Source organism: Mesorhizobium sp. P3_A9 (genome assembly GCF_056402975.1).
Genome location: NZ_JBFUGJ010000114.1, coordinates 1 through 16745 on the forward strand (window position 1 = coordinate 1; position 16745 = coordinate 16745).

Annotated in this window: 13 protein-coding genes; all 13 read left to right on the forward strand. The window is 64.2% G+C overall.

The features are described from left to right. On the forward strand, nt 1-1329 hold a 1329-nt coding region (locus AC1DX0_RS17185), incomplete at its 5' end, for a peptidoglycan D,D-transpeptidase FtsI family protein (protein ID WP_477356195.1). 54 nt (nt 1330-1383) lie between these two features. Then, nucleotides 1384-2838, forward strand: coding sequence for a UDP-N-acetylmuramoyl-L-alanyl-D-glutamate--2,6-diaminopimelate ligase (locus tag AC1DX0_RS17190; protein WP_477221924.1), 1455 nt, complete (start codon nt 1384-1386; stop codon nt 2836-2838). Continuing rightward, nucleotides 2835-4268 carry a UDP-N-acetylmuramoylalanyl-D-glutamyl-2,6-diaminopimelate--D-alanyl-D-alanine ligase gene (locus AC1DX0_RS17195; RefSeq protein WP_477221925.1) on the forward strand — a complete coding sequence of 478 codons (1434 nt, stop codon included), beginning with the start codon at nt 2835-2837 and terminating at the stop codon, nt 4266-4268. The genes AC1DX0_RS17190 and AC1DX0_RS17195 overlap by 4 nt, the downstream gene beginning before the upstream one ends. Before the next feature lie 19 nt (nt 4269-4287). Beyond that, on the forward strand, nt 4288-5370 hold the full coding sequence (gene mraY, locus AC1DX0_RS17200; RefSeq protein WP_027029717.1) for a phospho-N-acetylmuramoyl-pentapeptide-transferase: 1083 nt from the start codon (nt 4288-4290) through the stop codon (nt 5368-5370). Nucleotides 5371-5379: 9 nt separating this feature from the next. Then, the gene (gene murD, locus AC1DX0_RS17205) at nt 5380-6780 is read left to right on the forward strand and encodes a UDP-N-acetylmuramoyl-L-alanine--D-glutamate ligase (protein ID WP_477221926.1); all 1401 of its coding nucleotides are present in this window, start codon (nt 5380-5382) and stop codon (nt 6778-6780) included. Then, nucleotides 6780-7931 carry a putative lipid II flippase FtsW gene (ftsW, locus tag AC1DX0_RS17210; RefSeq protein ID WP_477221927.1) on the forward strand — a complete coding sequence of 384 codons (1152 nt, stop codon included), beginning with the start codon at nt 6780-6782 and terminating at the stop codon, nt 7929-7931. The genes murD and ftsW overlap by 1 nt, the downstream gene beginning before the upstream one ends. 1 nt (nt 7932) lies before the next feature. Next, nucleotides 7933-9060: an undecaprenyldiphospho-muramoylpentapeptide beta-N-acetylglucosaminyltransferase gene (murG, locus tag AC1DX0_RS17215; protein ID WP_477221928.1), complete on the forward strand. Its 1128-nt coding sequence runs from the start codon at nt 7933-7935 to the stop codon at nt 9058-9060. Next, entirely contained in the window at nt 9057-10457 is a 1401-nt protein-coding gene (gene murC, locus AC1DX0_RS17220) for a UDP-N-acetylmuramate--L-alanine ligase (RefSeq protein ID WP_477221929.1), read from the forward strand. Before murG ends, murC begins: the two co-directional genes overlap by 4 nt. Further along, entirely contained in the window at nt 10454-11419 is a 966-nt protein-coding gene (gene murB / locus AC1DX0_RS17225; RefSeq protein ID WP_477221930.1) for a UDP-N-acetylmuramate dehydrogenase, read from the forward strand. Before murC ends, murB begins: the two co-directional genes overlap by 4 nt. Nucleotides 11420-11709: 290 nt before the next feature. Further along, complete coding sequence (locus AC1DX0_RS17230) at nt 11710-12636, forward strand: D-alanine--D-alanine ligase (RefSeq protein WP_477221931.1); 927 nt, start codon at nt 11710-11712, stop codon at nt 12634-12636. Further along, a complete protein-coding gene (locus AC1DX0_RS17235) occupies nt 12624-13565 on the forward strand; it encodes a cell division protein FtsQ/DivIB (protein WP_477221932.1) in 942 nt (313 codons plus the stop codon). The genes AC1DX0_RS17230 and AC1DX0_RS17235 overlap by 13 nt, the downstream gene beginning before the upstream one ends. Beyond that, nucleotides 13562-14869, forward strand: a complete 1308-nt coding sequence (ftsA, locus tag AC1DX0_RS17240; protein WP_477221933.1) for a cell division protein FtsA — start codon at nt 13562-13564, stop codon at nt 14867-14869. The genes AC1DX0_RS17235 and ftsA overlap by 4 nt, the downstream gene beginning before the upstream one ends. Nucleotides 14870-14935: 66 nt before the next feature. Next, on the forward strand, nt 14936-16624 hold the full coding sequence (gene ftsZ / locus AC1DX0_RS17245) for a cell division protein FtsZ (protein WP_477221934.1): 1689 nt from the start codon (nt 14936-14938) through the stop codon (nt 16622-16624). The last annotated feature ends 121 nt before the right edge of the window (nt 16625-16745 follow it).

The window sequence follows — 16745 nt, forward strand, 5'->3', positions numbered from 1 at the left end:
CTCAAGAGCGGCGCCGGCTTCGTCTGGCTGCAGCGGCAGCTGACGCCCAAGCAGCAGGCCGACATCATGCAGCTCGGCATTCCCGGTTTCGGCTTCCGCACGGAGAAGCGCCGTTTCTATCCGAGCGGCGAAACCTCGTCCTATATTGTCGGTCTGACCAACATCGACAATCAGGGCATCTCCGGCATGGAGAAATATATCGATGAGCAGGGGCTGAGCGACCTGCAGGCGTCGGGCCTGGCGGTGGCCAAGGATCTCAAGCCGGTGAAGCTTTCGATCGATCTGCGCGTCCAGCATGTGGTGCGCGACGAGATCGCGGCCGGCCTGGAGCGCTACCGCGCCATCGGCGCCGGCGCCGTCGTGCTCAACGTAAAGACCGGCGAAGTCGTGGCCATGGCCTCGGTGCCGGATTTTGATCCGAACAATCCTTACAATGCACAGGAAAAGGACCGGCTGAACCGGATGTCGGCGGGCCTCTATGAGATGGGCTCGACCTTCAAGAGCTTCACCTCGGCCATGGCGCTCGATTCCGGCAAGGCGAACATGAATAGCCGTTTCGACGCTTCTCATCCAATCCGCGTCGGCCATCAGGCCATTCACGATTTCCACGGCAAGAACCGTGTGCTGTCGCTGCCGGAAGTGTTCCTCTATTCGTCCAACATCGGGTCGGCCAGGGAGGCCGAACTGGTCGGCATCGAGGGGCACCGGGAATTCCTGCATCGCCTTGGCATTCTGGAAAGAATGCAGACCGAACTGCCGGAGGTCGCGCGCCCGACCGAACCGAAGGTCTGGAAACAGGTCAATTCATTCACCATCGCCTTCGGCCACGGCGTGTCGACGACGCCGCTGCAGGCAGCTGTCGGCTGCGCGGCGCTGATGAATGGCGGCTTCCTGATGAACCCGACCTTCCTGGTGCGCACGCAGGAGGAAGCGATGGCCGCCGCCAAGAAAGTGGTGAGCGAAAAGACGGTCGAGGGCATGCGCTACCTTTATTCGCTCAACGCCGAAAAGGGCTCGGCCAGAAACGCCAGAGTTCCCGGCTACCGCGTCGGCGGCAAGACCGGAACGGCCGAGAAGGTCATCAACGGCCGCTACTCGAAGGAGTTGAATTTCAACACCTTCGTTGCCGCCTTCCCGATGGATGACCCGCAATATCTGGTGTTCACGATTGCCGACGCTCCGCATCCGGAAAAGCCCGGGATGACAGACGTCGCCGCCAACAATGCGGGTGTCATGGCCGGCAATATCATCCGGCGTTCAGCCGCCATGCTTGGCGTGAAGCCAGATTTCAGCCATGAAAATGGTGCAACGCTGGTTTCCTATCAGTGATTCTTAGGGCGCGCCGGCAACTGCGCGCTATTTTGTTGCGGTGAACGGGACTCGATGAAGCTCAAAGATCTAACCGGTATCCTGCCAGTCGAAGGAACAGCTTCCGCCGATCTGGAGGTTACCGGGATTTCGTCCGATTCCCGCCAGGTAAAACCCGGCGTTCTCTTCTTCGCGCTTGCCGGAACCAAGGCCGACGGCGCGGCCTATGCCGCCGATGCGGCCGCGCGTGGCGCGCTGGCGATCGTGACAGGCAAGGGCAACTCCGTCGCAGGACTGCCGGTTCCCGTGCTGGCGGTCGATGACCCGCGCCTGGCGCTGGCGCTGAGCGCGTCCCGCTATTTCGGCAAGCAGCCGCAGACCATGGTCGCGGTGACCGGCACCAGCGGCAAGACCTCGGTCGCCGCCTTCACCAGGCAGATCTGGGAGCAGGCGGGCTATGAAGCGGCTTCGATCGGCACCACCGGTGTGGTGGCGCCCGGCCGCAACGAGTATGGCTCGCTGACCACGCCCGATCCGGTCGCCCTGCACCAATTGTTGCGGGAATTGGCCGACGCCGGCGTCACCCATGCTTCGATGGAAGCTTCCAGCCATGGGCTCGACCAGCGCCGCCTCGATGGCGTGAAGCTGGCGGCGGGCGGCTTCACCAATCTTGGCCGCGACCATATGGATTATCATCCGACGGTCGAGGATTATCACCGCGCCAAACTGCGCCTGTTCGACACGTTGCTGCCGAAAGGCGCGCCGGCGGTCATTTTTGCAGACGATCCGTGGTCAGCGCCGACGATCCAGGCGGCGAAGGCCGCCGGGCTCGAGGTGCTGACAGTTGGCCGCCATGGCGATTTCCTGACGCTGAAGCGGGTCGAGCACGAGCGCCATCGCCAGCGTGCCGAAGTCGAGGCCGAGGGCGTGCTTTACGAAATCGACCTGCCGCTGGCCGGCGATTTCCAGATTTCGAATGCGCTGGTTTCGGCCGGCCTTGCCATTTCCACGGGAACACCTGTCGCCAAGGCCTTGGCCGCATTGGAAAAATTGAAGGGCGCGCCGGGCCGGCTCGATCTCGTCGGCACCACTGCCAGGGGTGCGCCGGTCTATGTCGACTACGCCCACAAGCCCGATGCGCTGGAAAACGTGCTGGCGTCGGTGCGCCCATTCACCACTGGCCGCGTCATGGTCGTGTTCGGTTGTGGCGGCGACCGTGACCGGGGAAAAAGACCGATCATGGGCGAGATCGCGACCCGGCTTGCCGATGTCGTCATCGTCACCGACGACAATCCGCGCTCCGAAGTGCCCGAGACCATCCGTGCCGCCATCATGGCTGCTGCCCCTGGCGCCATCGAGATCGGCGACCGGCGCAAGGCGATCCATGAGGCTGTCGGCATGCTGCATGCCGGCGACACGCTGATCGTGGCCGGCAAGGGCCACGAGGAAGGCCAGACGATCGGCTCCGAGACTTTGCATTTTTCCGACCACGAGGAAGTCCGCGCCGCGCTACGGGAGCGTGCCGCATGAGCCTTCTGTGGACCTCCGAGGCGCTGGTTGCCGCCATGGATGGGCGACCGCTCGGCCCTATGCCCGAGGGCATATCGGGCATTTCGATCGACAGCCGCAGCTTGCAGCCCGGTGACGCCTTCTTCGCCATCAAGGGCGAGGCGATGGACGGTCATGACTTCGCCACCGCGGCCATCAAGGCCGGCGCAGGCGTGCTGGTGGTGGCGGAAGGCAGGCTGCCGTCGCTTGGCCGCCTGACGGCGCCTATCATCGTCGTAGAGGACGTGCTGGCCGCACTGGAAAAGCTCGGTGTCGCCTCGCGCGCGCGTTCGCAGGCCAAGATCATCGCGGTCACCGGTTCGGCCGGCAAGACCACCACCAAGGAAGCGCTGCGCCACGTGCTGTCGGCCGTCGGCAAGGTGCATGCCTCGGCGCAGTCCTTCAACAACCATTGGGGCGTGCCGCTGACGCTAGCGCGCATGCCGGATGATTGCGACTACGCCGTGTTCGAGATCGGCATGAACCATCCCGACGAGATCCGGCCGCTGGTGAAGATGGTGCGGCCGCATGTCGCCATCGTCACCATGATCGCGGCCGCGCATCTCGGCTTCTTCCGCAATCTCGACGAGATCGCCAAGGCCAAGGCCGAGATTTTCGAAGGGCTGGAGCCCGAAGGTGCTGCCGTCCTCAATCGCGACGATGCGCGCTTCAAGCTTCTCGACAAGATGGCGCATGCCGCCGGCGTCGAGCATGTCTACGGTTTCGGCGAGAATGCGCGCTCGACCTTCAAACTCACCAAATGCGAATTGCATGCCGACCATTCCGACATCGCCGCCAGGATCGGCGGCCATGACATGATCGCCCGCATCGGTGCGCCCGGCCGGCATATGGTGCAGAACGTGCTGGCGGTGCTGGGTGCGGCGCGGCTGGTCGGCGCCGATCTCGACAAGGTGGCAATCGCGCTTGCGGATCTCTCGGCCGAGCGCGGCCGTGGCAAGCGCCATGTGCTGCGGCACCCCGGTGGACTGATCACGCTGATCGACGAGAGCTACAACGCCAATCCGGCCTCGATGGGTGCCGCGATGGCGCTGCTCAACGCGACGCCTGTGACGGGCGATGGCCGCCGCATTGCCGTGCTCGGCGACATGCTCGAACTCGGCGATCACTCGGCCAAGCTGCATGCAGCGCTTGCCGATCTCATCGTCGGCACCGGCACGCATACCGTGTTTCTCGGTGGCCCCGAAATGCGGGCACTGGCGGAAGCGCTGCCGGACGACATCAAGACGGAGTACCGCGCCGGCGTCGAGGAGCTGAAGCCGGTGCTGCTTGCCGCGCTGAAGCCGGGCGACGTGGTGATGATCAAATCGTCGAAGGGCATCGGTTTTGCAAAACTGGTCGATGCGCTGCTGGGCAAGTTCCCGGCTCAATCAACAGCCAACAGTCAGTCGTAAGGTCGGGGGACGAAAGCGCATGTTTACACTGCTGGTCGATTTCGCGGACAAGATTTCGGTCTTCAATGTCTTCCGCTACATCACGTTCCGCACCGGCGGAGCGCTGATTACCTCGGCGCTGATCGTCTTCATCTTCGGGCCGACCATCATCAATTCGCTGCGGCTCAGGCAAGGCAAGGGCCAGCCGATCCGCGCCGACGGGCCGCAGACGCATTTCAAGAAAGCCGGCACGCCGACCATGGGCGGGCTGATGATCCTGTCGGGCATCATCGGCTCATCTCTTCTATGGGCGAACCTGTCGAGCATCTATGTCTGGGTGGTGCTGCTGGTGACGCTGGGCTTTGGCTCGATCGGCTTCTATGACGACTATCTGAAAGTGACCAAGCAGTCGCATCTCGGTTTTTCCGGCAAGGCGCGGCTGGCGCTTGAATTCGTCATCGCCGGCATCGCCGCCTGGGCGATCATGCACAACGGCCAGGCGCCGTTCTCATCGTCGCTGACATTCCCCTTCGCCAAGGAATTCATCATCAACCTCGGCTGGTTCTTCATTCCGTTCTCCTGCTTCGTCATCGTCGGCGCCGGCAATGCGGTGAACCTGACCGACGGCCTCGACGGGCTGGCGATCGTGCCGATCATGATCGCGGCCGCGTCCTTCGGCGTCATCGCCTATCTCTCCGGCAACGCGGTGTTCGCCGAATATCTGCAGATCCATTTCGTTCCCGGCACCGGTGAACTGGCGGTCGTGCTCGGCTCCGTCATCGGCGCCGGCCTCGGCTTCCTTTGGTTCAATGCGCCGCCGGCGGCGATCTTCATGGGCGACACCGGTTCGCTGGCCATGGGCGGCCTGATCGGCACGGTCGCGGTCGCCACCAAGCACGAGATCGTGCTGGTCATCGTCGGCGGCCTGTTCGTGGTCGAGATCCTCTCTGTCATCATCCAGGTCGGCTACTTCAAGATGACCGGCAAGCGCGTGTTCCTGATGGCGCCGATCCACCATCATTTCGAAAAGCTCGGCTGGACCGAAAGCCAGGTGGTGATCCGTTTCTGGATCATCGCCGTCATCCTGGCGCTGGTCGGCCTGTCCACCCTGAAGCTCAGATAGGAAACCTCCTTGATCCCCGCCGCATCCTTCGCAGGCAAGCACGTTTCGCTCTTCGGGCTCGGTGGCTCGGGGATCGCGACCGCGCGGGCATTGATCGAGGGTGGGGCGGATGTGTTGGCCTGGGACGATAATCCCGACAGCGTCGCCAAGGCGGCCGCAACCGGCATCGCAACCGCCGATCTGCGCGGCGCCGACTGGGCGAAATTCTCCGCCTTCGTGCTGTCGCCAGGCGTGCCGCTGACCCATCCCAAGCCGCACTGGACGGTGGAACTGGCGAAGGGCGCCGGTGTCGAGGTGATCGGCGATATCGAACTGTTCTGCCGCGAGCGGATTTTGCAGGCGCCGGCCGCGCCTTTCATTGGCATCACCGGCACCAACGGCAAATCGACGACCACGGCGCTGACCGCGCATATCCTCAAATCGGCAGGCCGCGACACCCAGATGGGCGGCAATATCGGCCGCGCGGTGATGACGCTCGATCCGCCGAAGCCCGATCGGCACTATGTCGTCGAATGCTCGTCCTACCAGATCGACCTTGCGCCCTCGATCAACCCGACGGCCGGCATCCTGCTCAACCTGACGCCGGATCATCTCGACCGCCACGGCACCATGCAGCACTACGCTTCGATCAAGGAGCGGCTGGTGGCGGGCAGCGAGACGGCGATCATTGGCATCGACGATTCCTGGTGCGCGCAGATCGCCGAGCGGCTGGAGCGGGCAGGGCGCCAGGTCATCCGCATTTCCAAGCGGCTGCCGCTGACCGACGGCTATTTCGCCGACGGCACCAATCTGATGGAGGCCGTGCATGGCCGCTACAGCAAGGTCGCCTTCCTCGAAGGCATCGGCTCGCTGCGCGGCCAGCACAATGCGCAGAACGCGCTTGCCGCGGTTGCCGCTTGCCTGAAGGTCGGGCTCGACCTCGGCGAAATCCAGTCGGGGCTCGAAAGTTTTCCGGGCCTCGCCCACCGCATGGAGCAGGTCGGCCGCAAGGACCATGTGCTGTTCGTCAACGATTCCAAGGCGACCAATGCCGATGCGGCAGCCCCCGCTTTGTCGAGCTTTCCGCGCATCTATTGGATCGCCGGCGGCCTGCCCAAGGAAGGCGGCATCGAACCGTTGCGCGGCTTCTTCCCGCGCATCGCCAAGGCCTATCTGATCGGCGAGGCGGCGCCTGCCTTTTCGGCGACGCTGGGCGAGGCGGTGCCTTACGAGATATCGGGCACGCTGGCCGCGGCGGTCGAGCATGCCGCGCATGATGCGGCCAAGGACGACAGCGGCGAAGTGGTGGTGCTGCTGTCGCCCGCCTGCGCCAGTTTCGACCAGTTCAAGAATTTCGAAGTTCGCGGCGAAGCCTTCAGGCAAGCTGCGAGCGCTATAGATGGCGTCAAACCCATCGGAGGGGCACGATAATGCAGAGCCGTCTCGACAAAAGTCCGGTCGCAACCTGGTGGTGGACGATCGATCGCTGGTTCCTGGCGGCGTTCCTGTCGCTGATGGGCCTCGGCATCGTCTTGTCCTTCGCCGCCAGCCCGGCGGTGGCCGAGCGCATCGGCCTCGACAGTTTCCACTTCGCCACAAGGCAGATCATCTTCACCGTGCCGGCGCTCGGCGTGATGCTGGCCGTCTCCTTTCTCGATTCCAGGCAGATCCGGCGCATGGCGCTGATCATGCTGTGCCTAATGCTGGTGCTGATGGTGGCGGTGCTCTACATCGGCGTCGAGGTGAAGGGCGCGCGGCGCTGGGTGTCGCTCGCCGGCCTGTCGATCCAGCCGTCGGAATTCCTGAAGCCGGCCTTCGTCATCATGTGCGCCTGGCTGTTCGCCGAGCACAAGCGCCAGCCCGACATTCCCGGCAATCTGTTCGCCATGCTGCTTCTGGTGCTGGTCGTGTCGCTGCTGGTGGCGCAGCCGGACCTCGGCCAGACCATGCTGACGACCGGCACCTGGGGCATCATGTTCTTCATGGCCGGGCTGCCATGGCTGTGGATCATCGTGCTGGGTGCCGCCGGCGTCGGCGGCGTCTTCGCCGCCTATACGGTGTTTCCGCACGTTGCCTTGCGCATCGACAAGTTCCTCACCGGCGAAGGCGATACGTTCCAGGTCGACATGGGCCGCGACGCGTTGATCAATGGCGGCTGGTTCGGCGTCGGACCGGGCGAGGGTACCGTCAAGCGGGTCATCCCCGACAGCCATGCCGACTTCGTCTTCTCGGTCGCGGGCGAGGAATTCGGGCTGATCATGTGCTTCTTCATCATGTCGATCTTCGCCTTCATCGTGCTGCGCGGCCTCAACACGGCGCTCAAGGAACATGACGACTTCACCCGCTATGCGGTCGGCGGCCTCGTCACCGTGTTCGGCCTGCAGGCCGTCATCAACATGTGCGTCAACCTGCAACTGGTGCCGGCGAAGGGCATGACGCTGCCCTTCATCTCCTATGGCGGCTCCTCGCAGATCGCCATCGCCATTTCGATGGGCATGGTGCTGGCGCTGACGCGCAAGCGGCCGGAAAAGCGCAAGCAGATGGGCTTTACGCTGCCACAGCGCGCCCAGCCGGCGGAGTGACATGGCGAGGGGTGTCATCCTTCTCGCTGCGGGCGGAACCGGCGGACATCTGTTTCCGGCCGAGGCGCTGGCGCATGAGCTGATCGAGCGCGGCTGGTCGGTTCATCTGGCCACCGACGACCGCGCCGAGCGGTTTGCCGGCCACTTCCCGGCCGCCGCCATCCATCCGATCCAGTCGGCGACGATGGGTTCGAAAAATCCCATCGCCGTGCTTGGCGCATTCTGGAAAATCTGGCGCGGCGTGCGTCAGGCCTCCGCCATTATCGGCAGGATCAAGCCGGATGCGGTGGTCGGCTTCGGCGGCTATCCGACCCTGCCGCCGCTCTACGCGGCGACGCGGCGCAAGGTGCCGACGCTGATCCATGAGCAGAACGCGGTGATGGGGCGCGCCAACCGAGCACTGGCCGGCCGCGTGGACGCCATCGCCGGCGGCTTCCTGCCGCAGGATACGAGTGCCATCGGTGAAAAGACGGTGACGACAGGCAATCCGGTCCGGCCCGCGGTGCTGGAGGCGGCCAAGACGCCTTACGCGGCGTCGACCGGGGAGGAGCCTTTCCGCCTGCTGGTGTTCGGCGGCAGCCAGGGCGCCCAGTTCTTCTCCGATGCCATGCCCGGAGCCATCGCGCTGCTTTCCGATGCACAGCGCAAGCGGCTGGTCATCACACAACAAGCTCGCGCGGATGACGTGGCGCGGGTTAAGGCGGCCTATGCCGCCCTTGGCGTCGCCGTCGAGGTCTCGCCCTTCTTCACCGACATGGCGGCGCGCATCGCCGCGGCGCATCTGGTGATCTCGCGCTCCGGCGCCTCGACCGTCTCGGAGATCGCCGTCATCGGCCGGCCGGCGATGCTGGTGCCCTATCCCTATGCGCTCGACCACGACCAAGCGGCAAATGCTGCCGCCCTTGCCGCGGCCGGCGGCGGCGAAGTACACCCGCAAGCGACGCTTTCGCCCGAGCGCATTGCAACTCTTGTTGGCGGGCTGATGGACAATCCCGAGCGGCTGGCGGCCATGGCCGCGGGCGCGAAATCGGCCGGCAGGCCGGACGCGGCACGGTTGCTCGCCGATCTCACAGAGGCTATTGCGTCCAGAAAAACCGTTACGGATTTCAGGAAGGGGACGCACCCATGAAGATGCCGCAGACCATCGGCCTTGTGCATTTCATCGGCATTGGCGGCATCGGCATGAGCGGCATCGCCGAAGTGCTGCACAATCTCGGCTACAAGGTGCAAGGGTCCGACCAGGCCGACAGCGCCAATGTGCAACGGCTGCGCGACAAGGGCATCGAATGCTTCGTCGGCCACAAGGCCGAGAATCTCGGCGATGCCGAGGTGGTGGTCGTCTCGACGGCGATCAAGAAATCCAATCCTGAGCTGAAGGCGGCACGCGAAAAGCTGCTGCCGATCGTGCGCCGTGCCGAGATGCTGGCCGAACTGATGCGTTTCCGCCAGGCGGTCGCCATCGGCGGCACGCATGGCAAGACGACGACGACCTCGATGGTGGCGACGCTGCTCGAAGCCGGTGGGCTCGACCCGACCGTCATCAATGGCGGTATCATCAATGCCTATGGCACGAATGCGCGCATGGGCGACGGCGAGTGGATGGTGGTCGAGGCCGACGAGAGCGACGGCACCTTCCTCAAGCTGCCGGCAGAGATCGCCGTGGTCACCAACATCGATCCCGAGCATCTCGACCACTATGGTAGTTTCGACAAGGTGCGCGAGGCGTTCCGCCAGTTCGTCGAGAACGTGCCGTTCTACGGCTTTGGCGTGATGTGCACCGACCACCCCGAGGTACAGGCGCTGGTCGGCCGCATCGAGGACCGCCGCGTCATCACTTATGGCGAGAACGCGCAGGCCGATGTGCGCTTCACCAACCACCGCATGGCGGGCGCCACGTCCGAGTTCGATGTGGTGATCCGCGACCGCAAGACCGGCAGCCAGAAGACAATATCGGATCTGCGCCTGCCGATGCCCGGCCGTCACAATGTCTCTAACGCAACCGCCGCGATCGCCGTCGCGCATGAGCTCGGCCTGTCCGCCGAGGCGATCAAGAAGGGCCTGTCGTCCTTCGCGGGCGTCAAGCGCCGCTTCACTCTTACCGGTTCGTGGAACGGCGTCGATGTGTTCGACGATTATGGCCACCATCCGGTCGAGATCTCGGCGGTGCTGAAGGCGGCGCGCAGCGCCACCAAGGGCCGCGTCATCGCCATTGCCCAGCCGCACCGTTTCACCCGGCTGCACGATTTGTTCAACGAGTTCTCGGCCTGCTTCAACGACGCCGACACGGTGATGGTCGCGCCGGTCTACGCTGCCGGCGAAGATCCGATCGACGGCGTCACGTCCGACGAACTGGTGTCGCGCATCCGCGCCGGCGGCCACCGCGACGCGCGCTACATCGAGAGCCCGGCGGCGATTGCGCCTGTTATTCGCGACCTGGCCAAGCCCGGCGACTTCGTCGTCTTCCTCGGCGCCGGCAACATCACCCAATGGGCCTACGCTCTGCCCAAGGAGCTTGCCGCCTCATGATGCACGGCCAGGCCCTGATCGACAAAATCGGCGACAAGCTTGCCGGCCTGCGCGGCCGGCTCACGCCGAACGCCGAGATGGACAAGATCACCTGGTTCCGCGCCGGTGGTCTAGCTGAAGCGCTGTTCCAGCCGGCGGACGAGGAGGACCTTGCTGCCTTCCTGCGCGCGGTTCCCGAAGAGATACCGCTGACGATCGTTGGCGTCGGCTCGAATCTGCTGGTTCGCGATGGCGGCATTCCAGGCTTCGTCATCAGGCTTTCGGCCAAAGGCTTTGGCGAGGCCGAGCTTGTTTCGCCGATCAGGATCAAGGCCGGCGCTGCGACGCCCGACAAGCGCGTGGCGGCCCTGGCACTGGAAGCGGGCATTGGCGGCTTCCATTTCTATCACGGTATTCCGGGCGCCATTGGCGGGGCATTGAGGATGAATGCCGGCGCGAACGGTGTCGAGACGCGCGAGCGCGTTGTCGAGGTGCGGGCGCTCGACCGCAAGGGCTATGTCCAGACGCTGAGCAATGCCGAGATGGGCTACGCCTATCGCCATTCGGCGGCACCGTCCGGGCTGATCTTCACCTCGGCCGTGTTCGAAGGCTTTGCCGAAGACAAAGCCACGATCAAGGCGGCGATGGACGCAGTGCAGAACCACCGCGAGACCGTGCAGCCGATCCGTGAGAAGACCGGCGGTTCGACCTTCAAGAATCCGGAAGGCACGTCGGCCTGGAAGGAGATCGACAAGGCGGGCTGCCGTGGCCTGATGATCGGTGGCGCGCAGATGTCGCCGATGCATTGCAACTTCATGATCAACACCGGCACCGCCACCGGCTACGACCTCGAATATCTCGGCGAGACGGTGCGCGCGCGCGTGCTCGAGCATTCGGGCATCCGGCTGCACTGGGAGATCAAGCGCATCGGCAATTTCCGCCCCGGACATGCCGTCCAGGAGTTTCTGGGGCAGTTGCTCTAGTTCATGTGATGCATGAACTTCAACGCGCTGCCAAAACGCGCGAAACCGTTGCCGTAAAGACTCAGCGAGGCGGTTTTCGCAGCCATTTTCTCACAAAGTGAATCTCTCGGAATCATAAGCACTTGCCAGTGAATCAACTCTCTGATTCTCTGCTCCAAAGCGTTTCCTGATTTGAGTCGTTCGACGCGTTACCCGCGTTTTCCGTCTGGGGGGGCAACCTGCCGGGAGACTCGGACTCGATGTTGCGGAAATCTTGGTTTTTGGTCCGCCGTGAGAGGGGATGACGGGGAATGAAAAGCAAGCATGTGGCCGTCCTGCTGGGAGGTTTTTCGTCCGAGCGGCCCGTGTCCCTGTCTTCTGGAAGGGCTTGCGCCGATGCGCTCGAGCAGGAAGGCTACCAGGTCACTCGCGTCGATGTCGGGCGCGATGTCGGCTCCGTGCTTGCCGAGCTCAAGCCCGATGTTGCCTTCAACGCGTTGCACGGCCCGTTTGGCGAAGACGGCACCATCCAGGGCATCCTCGAATATCTCGGCATTCCCTACACCCATTCCGGCGTGCTCGCCTCGGCGCTCGCCATGAACAAGGAGCAGGCGAAGAAGATCGTCAAATCGGTCGGCGTTCCCGTCGCCGAATCGAAGGTCGCCAATCGCTTCGCCGTCCAGAACAAGCACCCGATGAAGCCGCCCTACGTGATCAAGCCGGTCAATGAGGGGTCGAGCTTTGGCGTCGTCATCGTGTCGGAGGGGCAGTCGCATCCGCCCCAGGTCGTCGGCTCGTCCGAGTGGAAATATGGCGATACCGTCATGGTCGAGCGTTACATCCATGGGCGCGAGCTGACCTGCGCCGTCATGGGCGATGTGGCGCTCGGCGTCTGCGAGATTATCCCGACGGGCCATTCCTTCTACGATTACGATTCAAAATATGTCGCGGGGGGATCAAAACACGAATGCCCCGCAAAAGTTTCACCGAATATTTACCAAAAAATACAGACACTGGCGCTCAAGGCTCACCAAGCTGTCGGCTGTCGGGGCGTTTCCCGGTCGGACTTCCGTTATGACGATCGTCACTCCGAAAATGGCGAGGTTGTATGGCTCGAGGTCAACACTCAGCCGGGTATGACGCCGACGTCTTTGGTGCCTGAAATCGCTGCCCAGGCCGGGCATTCGTTTGGTGAATTGTTGAGTTGGATGGTGGAGGACGCTTCGTGTCTGCGTTGAAATGGGGACAGGGTAAGGGGAAGGGCGCGGCCGTGCCGTCGCTGTTCGGCCTGTCATTGTCGTTTGACCATTTCGTGCTGCCGCGCGTGCTTCGCCGCCCGGTGCGCATCCTGGCGCGCCTGGGCGATGGCGACTTCGAGGCGCCGCGCTTCTCCGTTGCAATCATGTCGGCCGTGCTGCTCGCTTCGAGCGGCGCCTATGGCGCCTATCTCGGCGGCCATGCCGACGGCATCATCCAGAGCATCACCGCCCGCACCGGCTTTGCTGTCGATCAGGTCAAGGTGGTCGGCAACCGCCAGACCTCCGAGATCGACATTCTCGACAGGCTCGAGCTCGACGGCTGGACCTCGCTGATCGGCTTCGACGCGGAAGCTGCGCGCGAGCGCATCTCCGGCCTGCCGTGGATCGAGATGGCGGCGGTGCGCAAGGTCTATCCGCATATGCTGGAAGTGCGTGTCGAGGAGCGCGATGCCTTCGCGCTCTGGCAGCAGGGCAATGATCTCTCGGTCATCGAAAAGGATGGCGCCATCATCGCCCCGTTCTCGGGTGGCAAGCAGGTGCTGTTGCCGCTGCTGATCGGCGACGGCGCGCCGGCCAAGGCGCCGGACTTCCTGGCCAAGATCGAAAAATACCCCGATCTCGCGAGCCGGGTCAAAGGCTACATCCGTATTGGCGATCGGCGCTGGGACCTGAAGCTGGACAACGGCATCACCGTCAAGCTGCCTGAGGACGATGAGGATCAGGCGCTCGCCGAACTGGTCAAGATGGACAAGGACAAAGGGCTTTTGTCGCGCGACATCGCTGCTGTCGACATGCGCCTGACAGACCGGCTGGTGGTGGAGTTGACGCCCGAAGCGGCGACGCAACGCGAGGCCGCGCTCAACGAGAAGCCGAAGACCCTCAAGCGCAAGTCGGAGACGAAGATATGAGCTGGCTTGGCGGTTCAGGCGATGCCTCGTCGCGCCGGTCCGGCACTCTGACGGTGCTGGATGTCGGCTCGAACAAGGTCTGCTGCATGGTGGCCAAGCTCAAGCCGAACGATGACGGCAAGCTCTTGCGCGGCCGCTCGCACCGGATCCAGGTGATCGGCATCGGCCATCAGAAGTCGCAAGGCGTGAAGTCGGGCGTGATCGTCGATCTCGACCGCGCCGAGCATGCCATCCGGCTATCCGTCGATGCCGCCGAGCGCATGGCAGGGCTGACGGTCGATTCGCTCATCGTCAACATGACCGCCGGCCGGCTGAAGAGCGAAAGCTTCTCGGCGACCATCAATCTTGGCGGCCATGAGGCCGACGAGGCCGACATCAAGCGCGTGCTCGGCGCCGGCGCCAAGCAGGCGCTGAAGGCCGAGCGCGAGGTGATCCATTCGCTGCCTGTCGGTTTCTCGCTCGATGCCGAACGCGGCGTGCGCGATCCGCGCGGCATGGTTGGCGACGCACTTGGCGTCGACATGCATGTGCTGACCGGTGACGCAGCACCCATGCGCAACCTGGAGCTTTCCATCAACCGCTCGCATCTGTCGGTCGAGCGCATGGTGGCGACGCCCTATGCCAGCGGGCTGGCGGCGCTTGTCGACGACGAGCTGGAGCTCGGTGCAGCCTGCATCGACATGGGCGGCGGCACGACGACGATCTCGGTGTTTTCGGAAGGCAAGTTCGTTCATGGCGACGCGATTGCCATTGGCGGCAATCACGTCACGTTGGATATGGCCAAGGGGCTCTCGACTTCGCTCGACGCCGCCGAGCGGCTCAAGGTGATGCATGGCTCGGCACTGCCGGGCAGTGCCGATGACCGCGACCTGGTCTCGATCCAGCCGATCGGCGACGACGGTGACGTGCCGCTGCAGATTCCGCGTTCGGTGATGACGCGCATCGTGCGCGCCCGCATCGACGAAACACTCGAACTCCTGCGCGACCGGCTGAACAAGTCCGGCTACGGCAATGCGGTCGGCAAGCGTGTCGTGCTCACCGGCGGCGCCAGCCAACTGGCCGGCCTGCCGGAAGCGGCACGCCGCATCCTGGGACGCAATGTGCGCATCGGCCGCCCGCTCGGCGTGGCCGGCCTTCCCGAAGCGGCGAAGGGACCGGCTTTCTCGGCCGCCGTCGGGCTTCTGATCTATCCGCAGATGGCGAGTTTCGAGAGCCATCCGGCGAAAGGCATTTCCGGTCTCAAGATGACCGGAACGGGTGGAAAACTGCATCGCATGAGTCAGTGGTTGAGAGACAGTTTCTAATTGACGGGGACAGCCCCATAGGCGGCCGCGGCGGCGAAGCGGCGTGAAAGGCAAAGGACGGAGACAATGACCATCAATCTGCAGAAGCCGGACATCACCGAGCTTAAGCCGCGCATCACCGTGTTCGGTGTCGGCGGCGGCGGCGGCAATGCCGTGAACAACATGATCACCGCCGGTCTGCGCGGTGTCGAGTTCGTGGTGGCCAACACCGACGCGCAGGCGCTGACCATGTCGAAGGCCTCCCGGCTGATCCAGCTTGGCGCGCATGTCACCGAGGGGCTCGGTGCGGGATCGCAGCCGGAAGTCGGCCGTGCGGCGGCGGAAGAGTGCATCGACGAGATCCTCGATCATCTCACCAACACCCATATGTGCTTCGTCACCGCCGGCATGGGCGGCGGCACCGGCACGGGTGCTGCTCCGGTCGTTGCCCGCGCTGCCCGCGAAAAGGGCATCCTCACCGTCGGCGTCGTCACCAAGCCGTTCCACTTCGAAGGCCAGCGCCGCATGAAGACGGCCGATTTTGGCATCGAGGAACTGCAGAAATGCGTCGATACCCTGATTGTGATCCCCAACCAGAACCTGTTCCGGCTGGCCAATGACAAGACCACCTTCGCCGATGCCTTCGCCATGGCCGACCAGGTGCTCTATTCCGGCGTTGCCTGCATCACCGACCTGATGGTCAAGGAAGGCCTGATCAACCTCGACTTCGCCGACGTGCGTTCGGTGATGCGCGAGATGGGCAAGGCGATGATGGGCACCGGCGAAGCTTCGGGCGAGGGCCGCGCGATGGCTGCCGCCGAGGCAGCGATCGCCAACCCGCTGCTCGACGAGACCTCGATGAAGGGCGCCAAGGGCCTGCTGATCTCGATCACCGGCGGCCGCGACCTGACCCTGTTCGAAGTCGACGAAGCGGCGACCCGCATCCGCGAGGAAGTCGACCAGGACGCCAACATCATCCTCGGCGCCACCTTCGACGAGGAGCTCGAAGGCGTCATCCGCGTCTCGGTGGTTGCGACCGGCATCGACAAGTCGGCGGCTGAAATCGCCGCCGCACCGATCTCGATCCGTACCGCTCCGCCGAAGCCGGCCGGCCGTCCGGCCGTGGCCACCGTGGAAAGCCGCCCGGCACCGGTCCAGCAGCCTGTGTATGAGCCGCGCGCCGCAGATCCGGTTGCCGAAGCCATCCAGTTGGCGGAGGCAAACGCGGCAGCCATGGCCCAGGCTCGTCCGGCTCCGATCGCCCATGCGGACGACTTCCGCCCGCAGAGCAAGATCTTCCAGGCGCCCCCGGCACAGCCGCAGCCCATGCCGCAGCCGGTCGTCCAGCAGATGATGCAGCCGGCCCCGCAGCCGCGCGAAATGCTGCGTGAGATCCAGCAGCCGGTGGCGATGGCGCCGCAGCGCATGCCGCGCGTCGAGGACTTTCCGCCGGTCGTTAAGGCCGAGGTGGATGCCAAGAGCCGTCCGGTCGACCATGAGAACAACAGCGGACCGATGGGCCTGTTGAAGCGCTTGACCAACGGCCTGACCCGCCGCGAGGAGGAGCCTGCACGGCTGCAGCCGGCGCAGCCGCGCGAGCCCAAACTGCGCCAGGCCGCTCCTGAAGTGCGCCGTCTCGCCAGCCAGGACGCCCAGCTCTACGCGCCGCGCCGCGGCCAGCTGGATGACCAGGGTCGCCTGACGCCGCAGACCCGGGCGACTCAGGACGACGATCAGCTGGAGATTCCGGCGTTCCTGCGCCGCCAGGCCAACTGAGCGGTTAACGGACTGTAACAATTGTTAACAGGCAAGCAAGGAATTGCTTGCCTGTTAATGTTTTAAATGCAGCAAAATCAAAAGGTTATAGTATCGAGCTCGCTTCGGCTTGCGGTTACAG

Bases quoted from the DNA above. Each gene is read 5' to 3' on its own strand.
- AC1DX0_RS17190 (WP_477221924.1), top strand. From the start codon at position 1,384: ATGAAGCTCAAAGATCTAACCGGTATCCTGCCAGTCGAAGGAACAGCT.
- AC1DX0_RS17195 (WP_477221925.1), top strand. From the start codon at position 2,835: ATGAGCCTTCTGTGGACCTCCGAGGCGCTGGTTGCCGCCATGGATGGG.
- mraY (WP_027029717.1), top strand. From the start codon at position 4,288: ATGTTTACACTGCTGGTCGATTTCGCGGACAAGATTTCGGTCTTCAAT.
- ftsW (WP_477221927.1), top strand. From the start codon at position 6,780: ATGCAGAGCCGTCTCGACAAAAGTCCGGTCGCAACCTGGTGGTGGACG.
- murG (WP_477221928.1), top strand. From the start codon at position 7,933: ATGGCGAGGGGTGTCATCCTTCTCGCTGCGGGCGGAACCGGCGGACAT.
- murC (WP_477221929.1), top strand. From the start codon at position 9,057: ATGAAGATGCCGCAGACCATCGGCCTTGTGCATTTCATCGGCATTGGC.
- murB (WP_477221930.1), top strand. From the start codon at position 10,454: ATGATGCACGGCCAGGCCCTGATCGACAAAATCGGCGACAAGCTTGCC.
- AC1DX0_RS17230 (WP_477221931.1), top strand. From the start codon at position 11,710: ATGAAAAGCAAGCATGTGGCCGTCCTGCTGGGAGGTTTTTCGTCCGAG.
- ftsA (WP_477221933.1), top strand. From the start codon at position 13,562: ATGAGCTGGCTTGGCGGTTCAGGCGATGCCTCGTCGCGCCGGTCCGGC.
- ftsZ (WP_477221934.1), top strand. From the start codon at position 14,936: ATGACCATCAATCTGCAGAAGCCGGACATCACCGAGCTTAAGCCGCGC.